At 51.0% G+C, this 13052-nt stretch carries 10 protein-coding genes; 5 read left to right on the forward strand and 5 right to left on the reverse strand.

The genetic code is table 11. The annotated features are described in order from the left end of the window. Positions 1–244: 244 nt before the first annotated feature. On the reverse strand, positions 245–1576 hold the full coding sequence (locus tag PBOR_RS01310) for an ABC transporter substrate-binding protein (RefSeq protein ID WP_245648002.1): 1332 nt from the start codon (positions 1574–1576) through the stop codon (positions 245–247). Between the two features lie 290 nt (positions 1577–1866). Here PBOR_RS01310 and ald point away from each other — a divergent pair, with 290 nt between their 5' ends. Together ald and PBOR_RS01320 are read left to right on the forward strand one after the other, a co-directional pair. Further along, positions 1867–3000, forward strand: coding sequence for an alanine dehydrogenase (gene ald, locus PBOR_RS01315; RefSeq protein ID WP_042210087.1), 1134 nt, complete (start codon positions 1867–1869; stop codon positions 2998–3000). Between the two features lie 213 nt (positions 3001–3213). Beyond that, complete coding sequence (locus PBOR_RS01320) at positions 3214–4482, forward strand: PucR family transcriptional regulator (protein WP_052429283.1); 1269 nt, start codon at positions 3214–3216, stop codon at positions 4480–4482. On the opposite strand, the gene PBOR_RS36730 is transcribed toward PBOR_RS01320, so the two are convergent. Then, positions 4472–4699: a helix-turn-helix domain-containing protein gene (locus PBOR_RS36730; RefSeq protein ID WP_157763948.1), complete on the reverse strand. Its 228-nt coding sequence runs from the start codon at positions 4697–4699 to the stop codon at positions 4472–4474. The genes PBOR_RS01320 and PBOR_RS36730 overlap by 11 nt on opposite strands. Then, positions 4645–4827: a sigma factor-like helix-turn-helix DNA-binding protein gene (locus tag PBOR_RS37905; protein WP_245648003.1), complete on the reverse strand. Its 183-nt coding sequence runs from the start codon at positions 4825–4827 to the stop codon at positions 4645–4647. The genes PBOR_RS36730 and PBOR_RS37905 overlap by 55 nt, the downstream gene beginning before the upstream one ends. A gap of 466 nt (positions 4828–5293) precedes the next feature. On the opposite strand from PBOR_RS37905, the gene PBOR_RS01330 reads away from it, so the two are divergent. Continuing rightward, positions 5294–6997: a DUF4127 family protein gene (locus PBOR_RS01330; RefSeq protein ID WP_042210089.1), complete on the forward strand. Its 1704-nt coding sequence runs from the start codon at positions 5294–5296 to the stop codon at positions 6995–6997. An 84-nt stretch (positions 6998–7081) separates the two neighbouring features. Next, complete coding sequence (locus PBOR_RS01335) at positions 7082–7807, forward strand: hypothetical protein (protein WP_042210090.1); 726 nt, start codon at positions 7082–7084, stop codon at positions 7805–7807. Positions 7808–7816: 9 nt separating this feature from the next. Here PBOR_RS01335 and PBOR_RS01340 read toward each other — a convergent pair whose 3' ends face one another. Together PBOR_RS01340 and PBOR_RS01345 are read right to left on the reverse strand one after the other, a co-directional pair. Continuing rightward, the gene (locus tag PBOR_RS01340; protein ID WP_042210091.1) at positions 7817–9436 is read right to left on the reverse strand and encodes a response regulator; all 1620 of its coding nucleotides are present in this window, start codon (positions 9434–9436) and stop codon (positions 7817–7819) included. Next, positions 9411–11267, reverse strand: coding sequence for a cache domain-containing sensor histidine kinase (locus PBOR_RS01345; protein WP_042210092.1), 1857 nt, complete (start codon positions 11265–11267; stop codon positions 9411–9413). The genes PBOR_RS01340 and PBOR_RS01345 overlap by 26 nt, the downstream gene beginning before the upstream one ends. A 129-nt stretch (positions 11268–11396) precedes the next feature. Between PBOR_RS01345 and PBOR_RS01350 the strand changes: the two genes are divergently transcribed. Next, positions 11397–12869 carry an ABC transporter substrate-binding protein gene (locus PBOR_RS01350; RefSeq protein WP_042210093.1) on the forward strand — a complete coding sequence of 491 codons (1473 nt, stop codon included), beginning with the start codon at positions 11397–11399 and terminating at the stop codon, positions 12867–12869. Positions 12870–13052: the final 183 nt, after the last annotated feature.

Raw genomic sequence — 13052 nt, forward strand, 5'->3', positions numbered from 1 at the left:
GCACCTGCCCGTGTTCCGGGAGGGGTGATATGGCTAAATTATAGCACAATGAAAAAGCCGCATAGCCGATATCTTAAATTGCATGGTTTTGTTCCAGCGGGCGCTGGTTGAAGGCTGCAAATGCGTAGTTTTGTTCTATTGCGGGTGCTTGACAAAGGAAAGGGAGGTGCCATTGTTTCTATGGCCATCCTCCCTGGTTAAACATGTGCTTTCTCAATTTTAACTTCTATTTCTGTCTCTACTTCTACTTGTTCTGTTTCAGATACTCGTTATGTCTGGTTACCATGGCCTGCACAGTCTGATCCAGCGACTGTGAGTCGAGGAAGTATTTCTCGTATTCCTGTGAGCGCAGATCCATAACCTCCTGAGGCAGGCTGCGTACATAGGTCGGCGTCTGGTTGTCGAACATGACGTACATCAGGGAATCCAGATCGTAGGAATCGCTTTTATCGCCGATGAGACTTTTCACCGCATCATCCTGATTGGCATCCTTGGAGGCCGGCAATCTTCCGCCTGCTGCCATCGGCGACATGCCGCCATCGGAATACCATTTCAGGAATTCCCAGGCTGCTTCCTGCTTCTTGGACTTGGCATTAATGGAGATATAATCGCCTAATCCCCCGCGGGACACATAATCATCCGCAGCTTCGGCAAGCCGGGGTACCGGCGCGAAGGCGATGGTGAAATCACGCGGGAAATCCGTGAAGTTATTCGAGCTGCGCAGCAGCCACGCCCCGATATTGAGCATCGGCACCTCTCCACTGAGGAAGACCTGCTCGACCGGCATTTTGGACGTCAGTTGCTCGCCGAGCGGCGGTGTAGTCTTATCATCCTTCATCATCCCGTTCAGGGTCTCCAGCCATTGTCTGACGAGCGGATGATCCAGATTGGAGGTGCCGTCGGCCTTCGTATAGCCTTCCTGAGATAATACGGAGTCAATCGGGTCCACGAACGGCTCCATATTTTGAATGAATCCATACTGGTCGCCGGTCTTCAGCTTCTTCGCATATTCACGCAGTTCATTCCAGGTCCATTCCTTCGGAACCGGCAGATTCGCCGCGTCAAGAGCCTCTTTGTTTAGAGCGATGAAGAACGGGCTTTTGGTAGTGGGAACTCCGTAATACTTGCCGTCAATCTTCCAGCTCTCGGCGTCAATGCCCATTTTCTCGTCAATGTTGTAATCGGTAAAGGTACTTAGATCCAGCGCCAGACCCGATTCTACCCGTTTGGAGGCATGGGAGATCGTGTAATTCACGAATAAATCTACATCCTGCCCGGTGATCATGGCCGTATCCAGCTTGAGGTTCCCGTCGTCGTCATTAACGAAGCGTACATATTCCACCTGAACATCGGGGTGATCCTTATTCCAGCTGTCAATGACCTCCTGCGGTCCGGATTCCGGCGGAACACCGCCCCACATTTTGAGCGTTACCGGGCTTGCTGCCTGTGGCCCATTGCCTTTGGCAGGGCTTTCATTATTGGCTGCAGATGAATTGCTGCTGTTACCGCAGCCTGTAGCCAGGCCCATTATAAGAACGAGTGAAGTAATTCCGGCGATCCAGCGTGTCTTTTTCAAAAGCGACAACCTCCCTGTATAAACTGTATAGGCTTGCAAATCAAGAATAGCAGATCGTGAAAAACGCCAGAAGTAACAAAAAACCTGAGAATATGGAACATAACTTTACATTTCGCCTCCCGGATTCTTCTCTTCTGCAAGGAAACGTTCTATTCCAGGGGTATAACTTCCCATTGTGTAAAAACACAATCATGGCAGATAATGTTTTTCTTTTTACCCAAAATACCGCAGGAAATCGTATGTTATGATTCTTTACATAAGAGATCCATATAAGACGGGAGCGAATAATAATGATTATTGGTGTACCTAAAGAAATCAAAAATAATGAAAACCGCGTAGCGATTACCCCTGCTGGAGTTGTGAGTCTGGTAGCCGATGGACATAAAGTACTGGTTGAAGCCGGTGCCGGTGTAGGCAGCGGATTCCTGAATGAAGAATATGCTGCAGCCGGAGCAGAACTGATTGCAGAAGCCGCTGCTGTCTGGGCTGCCGCTGAAATGGTTATGAAGGTTAAAGAGCCGCTCGAAAGCGAGTATGGCTACTTCCGTCCGGGTCTCATTCTCTTCACTTACCTGCACCTTGCTCCAGAGCCTGCCCTTGCAGCTGCCCTGAAAGACAAAGGCGTATTCGCAATCGGCTATGAAACCGTTGTTGATGGACGTACACTGCCGCTGCTCACACCGATGAGCGAAGTAGCCGGACGTATGTCCGTGCAGCTCGGCGCACAGTTCCTGCAGAAGAATTACGGCGGACAAGGCATTCTGCTCTCCGGTGTTCCCGGCGTAAGCCGCGGCAAGGTTAGCATTATCGGCGGCGGTGTGGTAGGTACTAATGCAGCTAAGATGGCGATCGGCCTTGGCGCAGAAGTTACGATTGTCGACCTGAGCGCGGACAGACTGCGCCAGCTGGATGATATCTTCGGTTCACAGATCAGCACCCTGATCTCTAATCCATATAACATTGCCAAAGCCGTAGCTGAAGCAGACCTGCTGGTAGGCGCAGTGCTGATCCCGGGGGCTAAAGCTCCTAAGCTGGTTACTGAAGAAATGGTCAAAGCGATGAAGCCTGGCTCCGTCATTGTAGACGTGGCTATTGACCAGGGCGGTATCGTAGAAACGATTGACCGTGTAACCACACACGATAATCCAGTATTCGAGAAACACGGCGTTCTGCACTACTCGGTAGCGAATATGCCGGGTGCTGTGGCCAAAACCTCGACCATTGCTTTAACCAACGTTACGGTTCCATATGCACTGCAAATTGCAAATAAAGGCGTGTTCCAGGCGATCGAAGACAATGCCGGATTGAAGAGCGGCGTCAACGTAGCTAACGGAAAAATCACCTGCCAGGCCGTGGCAGAAGCTCTTGGGGAAGAGTACTTCACGGTAGAAAAAGCAGTAGAGCAAGAGTTCACTCTGATCTAGCATATAGAGCTTACAGACTTACACAAGAGTAGAGGGTACCTACTTACAGTCCGGCGAGTTGATCGCCGGGCTATTTTTTTATAGGGATTATCGCAACACATGTCAGGTTTCCTCCGCATTTCTTGGATATTCCTATAGGCAACTGCCAAGCGGTGTAATATAATGTAATCACTTAGTTAAGCTTCTGCTATTCTTCAGGTTGAGGTGGGCACATTGACAGAATCAGAGCCAACATTTGATCGTTTTTTTGACAGCATGGAATCCCTGGCGGATACCATCAGTGAATCGCTTCAGTCGCAGGTGACGATTGAGGACAGCAACCATCATGTGATCGGCTACAGCTCCCATCAGTTTGAGAGCGATCCGGCGCGTATCTCAACGATTATCGGCAAGAAAGTTCCCAATACCGTTATTATAGGGCTCCGCAAAAAGGGGGTCATGCACGATCTGGAGAATACCAGCCATCCCATCCGCATTCCCGCAGTTATGGAGGTGGGCCTCGGCCCCCGCTTGGCCATGTGCATCAAACACCAGCAGGAAATTCTCGGCTACATCTGGGTAGTGGACCGGGGAAATCTTGCCGAGGGGCATGCGGAGCGTATAGTTGAGAAGGCTGCCGGGATCGCCGGGCGGTATCTGCTGAAGCAGCGGGGATGGAAGACGAAGCAGGAGAAGACATTCGAGGATTTCTTCTGGAAGCTCTTGACCTCGCACTATGAGAGTGAGCCGCGCATCCGCCAGGAAGCGGAAGCCGGATCGATTCTGCTGCCGGAGAGTTATTATATCGGGGTGCTGGAGAGCGACAAGCCGGTGGATGAGCATTTCCTGCAGAATTTCCGGCGGATTATGGATGCCTATGCCGGACAGCGGCTGCTGTTCCAGACTGCCGAGCAGAACCGGCTGATTATTCTGTTCTCGTTTGTGTTTCCGGTGGAAGGGACGGAGCTGCTGTCCTCGTTCGTACAGAAGCTGATCCGGGATATGGGTACAAGCGAAGGCTGCAGGCTTACAGCCGGCTGCAGTCCGGGCTACCGCGAATACACTTCTGCGGCGGCGGCTTACCGCGAAGCGCTGCAGATTCTGGAAATCAAGAAGCTGCTGCCTTATCACGCCCGTGAGCTGCTGCTCTATGAAGAGATTGGCTTCTGGGCCTACCTTCCGGCCATTCTGGAGCAGAAGCGCAGCCGGACACGGCGCAGCGCTCTGCTCTACCCGCTTAAGGAGCATGACCGCGAGCATAAGAGCGATTTCCTCAAGACTATCGCCGTCTACCTTACAATGAACGGGAATCTGAAGGAATCGGCTGCTTTTCTGCATATCCATACCAACACGTTAATGTACCGGCTGAACCGGATCGCCGAGATTACAGGCAGGAGCCTGAAGGAAACGGATTACCGCACCTCCATGTATCTCGATATACTGACCGAGGAGACTGCGCAGGTAAATGGCTGGTTTCAGGAGCCGCCCCGGTTCAGGGAGTAGTCTCTTCATCTGCAGATACAAATTCAAGAAATCCGGCGATGATTTCTGAGGCTGCCTCTTCATCCGGTAAACGGGCATGCCGGCTCAACCTCTGTATATCTGGTTTAAATAGTTCAAGGAGCTGCAGCATCGCTGCGGCTTCTTTGTTTTTGGCTGCCTGGATCAGTCGAGTAATTTCGTTGTCTGAGATAGTTGGCTCAAGATCTTCTTTTTCCATTTGCTCACCGCCTGTTGGCTCATATTTAATTGCTTGGCGACCTCCGCTTCGCTGTATCCTTCCAGATAGATTTTATATAAGATGGATTTTTCAAAAGCAGGCAGGCCTTCCGTGATCTGCTCAATCATTATTTTGTTCTCGGAAGCCTGTGTGAAGTTGGTTCCTGCCTGTATATTGTCCAAAAGCGGACATTCCACCCGGTTAATCTTTCTGGCCCGGTACTGTACTCTCCATCCTATCCGGCAGATTTCATTCTTGTAACGTTCATAGACTGTTTGTGCTCTATCCAAAGCGGATTCCCCCTTTTCTGGAAATAGAAATAATAATATATATATATAAGCAGAGATGGTAGTTTGTTGTACTAATAATAGGAACATGTGTTCCTATTTATTGTAGCATATTCTAATAGATGGATGCCAGCAATGGGGAATTTAAACTTTTTTTAATTTCAGGTTGTATTTTAGCTGCCTAAATTACCTTATAAGTGAAGGCATCAACAAAGAAAAACGAAATGGATTTGGGAAGAGATCCCTTTCGTTTTTCTCTTCCCCTTCTGTCCGGGCCTATCTGCTGACCAGAGGGAGCTTGAAACAAATGAAGAATGTGCTATACGTACCATTGGATGATAGACCGGTTAATCTGGATGATGTTATTGCTCAAGGGAAATCGGCAGGAATTCATGTAATCACCCCGCATGTAACCGATCTTAGAAACCGTCTGGATTCGCATAAGACGTCATCGGGGACAACATTGCTAACCACCTCTTCACCGTCCTATGGGGACACCGCCAAGATCCGGCAGTTTATTCTTCATCATGCAGCGTCTGCAGACGGCTTTATAATCTCCACAGATATGCTCGCCTACGGGGGCCTGATCGGAAGCCGCCGCCTCCGGGCAGACGCAGGGGGAGCTTATCCGGACTATGATCCTGTTATCACGAGCCTGCTGGACGTGATCCGTTTAGTGAAGCAATCTTATCCGGACAAGCCGGTGTATGTGCTGGATACGATTATGAGGCTGGCTACAACGTCTTTTGCAGAAGGTCTGGACTTGGCAGCCTATACAGAATCACGCAATTTCATGCTTCAGCCACGAAGAAGCTTTACGCAGTTTGCCGATATTCTCAGCGGGTATAACCTGTCTCCAGCCGGTTCCTATGGCAGCACGGCCACTTTCAATAAAGAACAGTATTACAATACGAGACAGCATAAGTTCAAAACGAACCATTACATTCTGGAGAAGCTGGCGCAGGAGGGATACATTGATTTTCTCGCGGTAGGTGTGGATGATGCCAATACTCAAGGGGTGCAGATTAACGAGATTCGCTTTGTAGAAGAGTGTATTAATGGCTGGCTTGGCGGTATAAATGGGCAAAATCCGGAGCGTGCAATCATTCTGCCGGATGCAGACGGACTGGGGCAGGCGTTATTGGCGCGGATGGCGAATCAGCTCTATCGTAACGGGGCAAAGACAGGTTATGCCGTTCAATACTTCGGGCCCCATGGCTCTACCATTACGAGTCCGTATGAATATATGGATGTGCATCAGAATATTCAGCGTCATGTGGATATTGTTGGTGCAGAGTCTGCGAGCGGTTCACCTGCCTTGGAGATTATCGCGGTTACCGCTGGGGATCAGACGCCGGCTGCGGTTGACCGCCTTGCAGCTAACCACGCCAATGGTGTTCTGTCTGTCGTGATTGATTTTGTCGGCAACGGTGCAGCGGATGCAGCTGTAACTGAAGGCCTGCTGGGCAGCCGGTATACCGGAAGTATATTAGGATACAGCGGCTGGAATACGCCGGGTAACAAAATCGGGATTGCGCTGGGCATGGGCCAGGCCCGGTATGCATTGTTGGTTACGGAGACAGATGCGGCGGCGCTCAGCTCTGCTGTCCATGCTCACGGATCGCTTTTGTTCAAACGCTTCTTGAAAGATTACTATTACAAAAGGTTAGCTATTGGTGAAATCCGGGAATATTCAAGAGCCCATTCTTTATATGAGAATGTTGCTGCGATTGCAGACCAGAACATGCTTTTGTTTAATAGTCCCGAAGATTACTCTCACTTACAAGCCCTGCTGAGAGAGCGGATGCAGACACATACAGCCACCCTTGCCGGGGCAAATGCATTCCTTACCGGGAGTCCTGACCCAGCTTGTAGTATCCGCCGGATTAACGGAGCTGCCTGGTCATTCTCGGAATATGCCGGTGCATCACTTCATTACAACAATCCCGGTTATATTTGGGGCCGAGCTTTTGAAATTACTTTGAATCCTAACGTAACCTTTTTGTGCTGAGCGCAAACTCCCACGCACCAATACGCGGCCCGACACGTACAATAACCTATATTTCATGACAAGAAGATGAAAGGGGGAAGCAGAATGGGGTATGGATACACGGCTCCTGGGGATCCGGCATTCGAGAATAAAATGCGGGGGGAGATTATCGCGGCAGCCAGATCGATGAATGCCGGCGGGACCGATTTCTCGACGTTCAAGAACTCCCGCTGCAATCCAAGATATTGGAACCGTACGGCGGGTGGAGGTTTTGAATTAAGGGCAGGGGTCAGCCCTTCGGCAGCGATCAATGATATTTTTGTGAATGGGCAGCTGTATGCCTTCGAATGTGCAATGGCGATGGTAATGATTCTATATAGAGCGACCATCAGTATGATCGGGGAGAGTGCCTTCGACCGCTATTTCACCGATCTGTACCTGTGGGACTGGAACTATGACAGCAATCTGAAGATGATCACCACCTTCAATCGGGCGGAATTACAGCCGGGGGATGTAGTCTATTTCAAGAATCCCGATCATGATCCGGATAAGCCGGAATGGCAGGGGGAGAACGCGATTATGCTGTCGAACGACAGCTTCTACGGGCACGGGCTGGGCATTAAGAGCGCATCCGAGATGATCACTTCACTCAACAGGGAAAGAGTACCGGGCAGCCGGACTTCGGCATACCTGGCGGATGAGGGACTTCACCCGGACTTTGCCTATATAGCTACATTAACAACACGTTCCGGCCTGCCGCTATCCGGTAAACGTGGAGCCAGCACGGCCATCTACTCCAGAATAGGCGTCAAATCCTATATCATCAGATAGGGCCCGGCGTCACTGATTTTTTTCAGAGCGGTATTTAAGCGGGTGCAGGCCGACTGTTTTTTTGAAAACTGTACTGAAGTAATGGGGATTCTCATAGCCCACAAGTTCAGAAATCTCCATTACTTTCAGATCCGTGCCGAGCAGCAGCTCTTTCGCTTTGCCCATACGGATCCGGGTGAGATAGTCAGTAATCGTCTCACCGGTCTCCTTCTTGAAGATCAGGCTGATATAGTTAGGCGTGAGGAATACCTCCTCGGCAATTCTGGAAATGGAGAGCTCAGAGGCATAGCCTTCCTGGATAATGGAACAGATCTTGCTGATCATCCGGCTGTTCTTGGAGGTGTTCTTGCCTGCTACATACGCACTTAAGTCTTGAAAAAGTGACAGCATATATGCCTTCAGACCGGTAATATTCTTCTGAAGATACAGCTTATCCATGATTGTAATCCGGTCACTGAGCACCTGCCGGGTATCCTCGTCAATCTCATACAGAGCCCTGGCGGAGGTGAAAATCATCTCGGCACAGATACTCTGCACATACTCAATCTGCAGCTTGGGTCCGGCCAGTCTGGTGAACAGCTGCTCCATCAGCTCCATGACGGTGCCTGTATGCCCTGCTTTCAGTTCATTCATGAGCCGGGCCTGGAATTTATAGAAGAAAGTACTCTCCAGTGTCTCTGTTTCCGGCTGGATATCCTTGATGTAGAGGACAGCGCCGTGCCCGGTATAGAATTTGTACACCAGCGCGGCCAGCGCATCTTTGTACGAGTCTTCCAACTGGCTGGCCAGAGGACAAGCCCTCCCAATGCCGACCGAGGCTTCCAGCCGCAGATACTTGCGGATATTGCTGATGATCTGCCCGCATACTTCGGAGATGGAAGAGGGCGAGGGATCGTCTGCCGGGCAGACAAGCATAATGAACTCGTTCTCACTCGCGACGAAGCTGATGGAACACGGGTGGCTGGCCAGGCACTCATTGATAATATTTTGAATGGAGAAATAGAGCAGCTGCTTGTATTCCTCCGAGAATTTATCCACTGCATTCTGGTATTCATCCAGCTGCAGTACACAGGCTGTCAAAGCGGTCTCCCGCTTGAAGGGAAGGGCGAAATAATTTATTTTCTGCCAAATTTCATCTTCATTCCGGTATAGGCCGGCAATCAGATTCTGCAGGAATTTGTCACGGATCAGCGGCATGCTGTCATGCAGCTGCTTCCTCAGCTGCTCCACATCCATCTGATGCTCACGTTCCCCTTTAAGCTTAGCGACAACCTGACGGAAGACCTCCCGGACCTCGGGCAATTTCACCGGCTTCAGGATATATCCCTCTGCACTCACCTTCAGCGCGTCCCGGGCATAGGAGAAATCCTGGGCGCCGCTGATAATAATGATTTTGGTAGGACTGCCTGCTTCCCGCAGCTTCTCCGCCACCTGCAGACCGCCCATCAGCGGCATCATAATATCGGTGAACAGAATATCCGGCGCAAGCTTCAGGCATAATTCATACGCCTCCAGACCGTCAGATGCCTCCCCTATAATCTCAATTCCGAATTCTTCCTGCCACTTGAATACATGGATCAGGCTGCTGCGGATAAACGGCTCATCATCCGCTACGATCATCGTCAACATCTTCACTCACCTCATCCCATGTAGTCACCACCGGAAACCGGATCACCGCAAGCAGGCCGCAGCCATCCTCGGTATTAGCGTAATAGCGGATTCCGTAAGACGCTCCAAAAAACTGCTGAATTCTCATATGCACATTACGGATGCCATAGGACTGGTTGCCCGGCTGCGGATTGGCCAGAAGCAGATTCAGCCGCTCCGGGTCTGCCCCTACGCCGTCGTCAAACACCGAAACGCTGAGGATGCCTTGTGAAGTCTCGACCCTGATACGGATTCTGCCTTGACCCCGGCGCTGCTGAATGCCATGAATCAGGGCATTCTCGACCAGCGGCTGCAGGCTGAGCTTGACCACCAGGCATTCCTCCAGCAGCTTGGGGTCCGTCTCCTCCAGTTCATATTCCAGCCGATCCTGGAAGCGGAACTGCTGAATCTCCAGATAGCTCTCCACCTGCCGCAGCTCATCGCGGAGCGGGATAATATTCCGTCCTTTGCTCAGGCTGTACCTGAAGAAATCAGAGAGTGAAGTGACCATATTGCTGATCTCGGGAATATCGTGATTGATGGCAATCCAGTTGATTGAATCCAGGGTGTTGTAGAGAAAATGCGGGTTGATCTGGGCCTGCAGTGTCTGGAGCTCGGCTTCTTTCTTGCGCAGCTCGGTCACATAGAGCTTATCGATCAGCGCCTTGATCTGCTGCAGCAGCTTGTTATAGCGGTTGAATAAGTAGGCGAATTCATCCTTGCGCCTGTAGCGGATGGTAATGTTGAAATTTCCGCTTTCGGCATGCGACATCGACTGGATGAACTTGCGGATCGGCGCTGAGATATTCTCTGACAGCAGCAGGGCCATCATGAGCGAGACCAGCATACAGATGCCGATGACGATATACATCACCCGGCGGAAGGCGGCCAATTCTCCGTTAAGCTCGCGGACAGGCGAGAATGAGAGAATGGTCCAGCCGGTGTTGTCTATGGTCCGGTAGGAGACAAGCATATTCTCGCCGCCGATCATCTGGTGAAAAGAATGCAGACCCGCTGAATCGGCAGCAGGAGCGTTCATCTTGCTGTAGTACTCCTGTGTGTTGATATTCTGCCCGATCAATCCCGGTTCCGGACTGATGGCGATCGTGCCGGTTCCATCTGCGATATAGACCTTGCTGCCGGGTGTAGGCTTGTAATGCTCCAGCAGCGTGCTGAATTCCGCAACCGGAATATCTATGGTCAGCAGCCCGACAAAGGGCAGCTGCGCATGCCGGATACCGAACAGGCGCCTCGCGAATTTGAGGGTGTATCTGGAGTCGAGCGAGCTGAGTCCGACTACAGTGAAATCGGATTTGGCCGGAATACCGAGATACCAGGGCTTCAGGGAAATGAGATCGATATTGAAAACACGTCTGGAGAAATTGTACTGGGTATATTCCGGCCGGTTCAGCATATAGAGCATAGGTACAAAGCTGCTTCCCGATGTTCCGTTCGCGGGGAAATTCTCGAGAATCTTGTCGAGGGCGGCCAGTTCATTGATGATTCCGGTGCTGTCCGTAGGCCGGTTAGAGGAGATGAGGTCAGCGAATTCCGAATTAAGGTATAGCGCAATCATGGAGTTATTGGCGGCCTCGAACCGCTGCGCCAGATTATCCTGGACAAGATTGAAGTTATTCTCAATGGATGTATTGACATTGCGGGTGATGATATCGGCCGATTTGTTGTACACCGTCACCGATATAATGGTTGTCGGAAGCAGGACGAGGAACAGGAAATAGAGAATCAGCCGGCTGCGGATGCTGAAATTATACAAGAAGAGGGTGCGCGACAATGTATCAAACAGCTTCCTCATTCGAGCCCTCCCCAGGCATCCCGATATTTGCGGCTTGCCATTTATCGGGTATTGTTGGAAAATACCAATCAATAGCTGGTATACATTGTAAAACGCAATAAGTCTTGATGTCAACGCAGGAGGTGCAAGATGAAACGATTCCTGTTCTATATCCTTGCCTTACTATTATGCGGGGCTGCAGCTTATGCTATTGCTTATGACCGTCCGCTGCTGGTGGACTTCAGTTCGAGTCCTACGGAGGTGCCGGTGCCCCCCACCCGGGTAAAGATCGCCCTGTATGACTGGACAGAGAACCTGGAAGTGAAGAATGCTATCAGCCAATACAACAAAACGAATCCCGATCATATTGAGATTACCGTCATGGATATTGCTGCGGATGTCTATGAGGACACTTTAAATATGCTGATGACCTCGGGACAGGGTCCGGATGTGTTCAGTGTCGACAATGCCTGGCTGGCCACCTATGTGAACAAGGGGTATTTGGCTAATCTGTCTGATGAGCTGAACACTGCTGATCTAAGCAGATTCCCGGAATGGGCCAGGAACTATGCACACAGTTCATTGTTCAGAGGGGGGATATACTTCATGCCCTCCAGTATTGATACCGTGCGTCTCCTCTACAACAAGCAGCTGTTCCGCGATGCCGGACTTGACCCGGAGCGCCCGCCGCTTACCTTCGGAGCGGTGAAAGAGGCTGCCGCCCGGATCAGCCAGGCAGGAGAGGGCGTGAATAAATACGGCTTCGCGCTTCCTGCCGGAGACAGCCAGGATAGCCTGCAGACCGGTCTTGAAATCTCCAATACCTCCAGCGGTTACTATCTCTATAATTACCAGACCGGGCGTTATGAGTTGAGTGTATACAGATTCTGGCTGCAAATGGTGCTGGACATGAAGCGTGAGGGGAGTCTGTATCCGGGTGAGGGACTGCTTAAGCGTGACAGTGCCCTGCGGCAGTTCGCGGACGGCAATATCGGGATGATGTACGCCACCAGCAAAGATTATGTAAAGCTGCAGGAATATATGCCGAAGGATGATTGGGGAGTTACAATGCCTCCCGTGGCGGATTCCTCCAAGCGGGGCGGCGGAGCACTCATGATGATTCCGCACTCTCCGCTGGTAGTAAATAGCTCGGCTCCAAGCCGGGAGGCGGCGGTTAAAGTATGGAAATTCCTGCAGTCGAAGGATTTCTTGACCATTCTGTTCCAGCAGGCGCTGGCCCTGCCGGTGGTGGACGGTATTCTCGAAGTTCCGGGGCTCGCACCAGGGCTGGGACATTTCAAGGAGTTTTATCCGACTGCAGCTGAGTCCATTTATCCGCTCTCCCCGCAGATTATGGATCAATATGATCCGAGCACGGTATCCATGGAACCGCGTGACTCCGGGGACCGTCCGAGGATGCAGCTGTATCTGCAGATTCTCTCGGGAGAGAGGCCGCTTGACGAGGGGCTGCGCAGCGAAACGGAGCGGCTGAATCAGATGCTCGACATTGCGGATACGGGGTACTCTTTTCAGCGCGAGGAGTATATCTATCCTGACTTTGATCCGCATAATCCCCTAAAGGCAGAGAGCCTGGAGAGCCAGCTGAGTAAGGGACAGGAATAGAATAGCCAGTTTGAATCAGGGACTTATCCGGGCCGTAGCGGCTTCGGGGAAGTCCCTTTTTGTTTGCTCTTTCATTTGTGCTGGATGTGTGCCGAATTGGAGCGCTAATGTCCACACCGTAGGAGGATCGCCGGAATAATACTATATAAATCAATCTTTGTACTGCTAGTTTCAGTACTAGCT

It is taken from the genome of Paenibacillus borealis, from assembly GCF_000758665.1.
Taxonomy (GTDB): domain Bacteria; phylum Bacillota; class Bacilli; order Paenibacillales; family Paenibacillaceae; genus Paenibacillus_AQ; species Paenibacillus_AQ borealis.

Excerpts from the sequence above, each read along its gene's own strand:
- ald (WP_042210087.1), top strand. The coding sequence starts at position 1,867 with ATGATTATTGGTGTACCTAAAGAAATCAAAAATAATGAAAACCGCGTA.
- PBOR_RS36730 (WP_157763948.1), bottom strand. The coding sequence starts at position 4,699 with ATGGAAAAAGAAGATCTTGAGCCAACTATCTCAGACAACGAAATTACT.
- PBOR_RS37905 (WP_245648003.1), bottom strand. The coding sequence starts at position 4,827 with ATGATTGAGCAGATCACGGAAGGCCTGCCTGCTTTTGAAAAATCCATC.
- PBOR_RS01330 (WP_042210089.1), top strand. The coding sequence starts at position 5,294 with ATGAAGAATGTGCTATACGTACCATTGGATGATAGACCGGTTAATCTG.
- PBOR_RS01335 (WP_042210090.1), top strand. The coding sequence starts at position 7,082 with ATGGGGTATGGATACACGGCTCCTGGGGATCCGGCATTCGAGAATAAA.
- PBOR_RS01340 (WP_042210091.1), bottom strand. The coding sequence starts at position 9,436 with ATGTTGACGATGATCGTAGCGGATGATGAGCCGTTTATCCGCAGCAGC.
- PBOR_RS01345 (WP_042210092.1), bottom strand. The coding sequence starts at position 11,267 with ATGAGGAAGCTGTTTGATACATTGTCGCGCACCCTCTTCTTGTATAAT.
- PBOR_RS01350 (WP_042210093.1), top strand. The coding sequence starts at position 11,397 with ATGAAACGATTCCTGTTCTATATCCTTGCCTTACTATTATGCGGGGCT.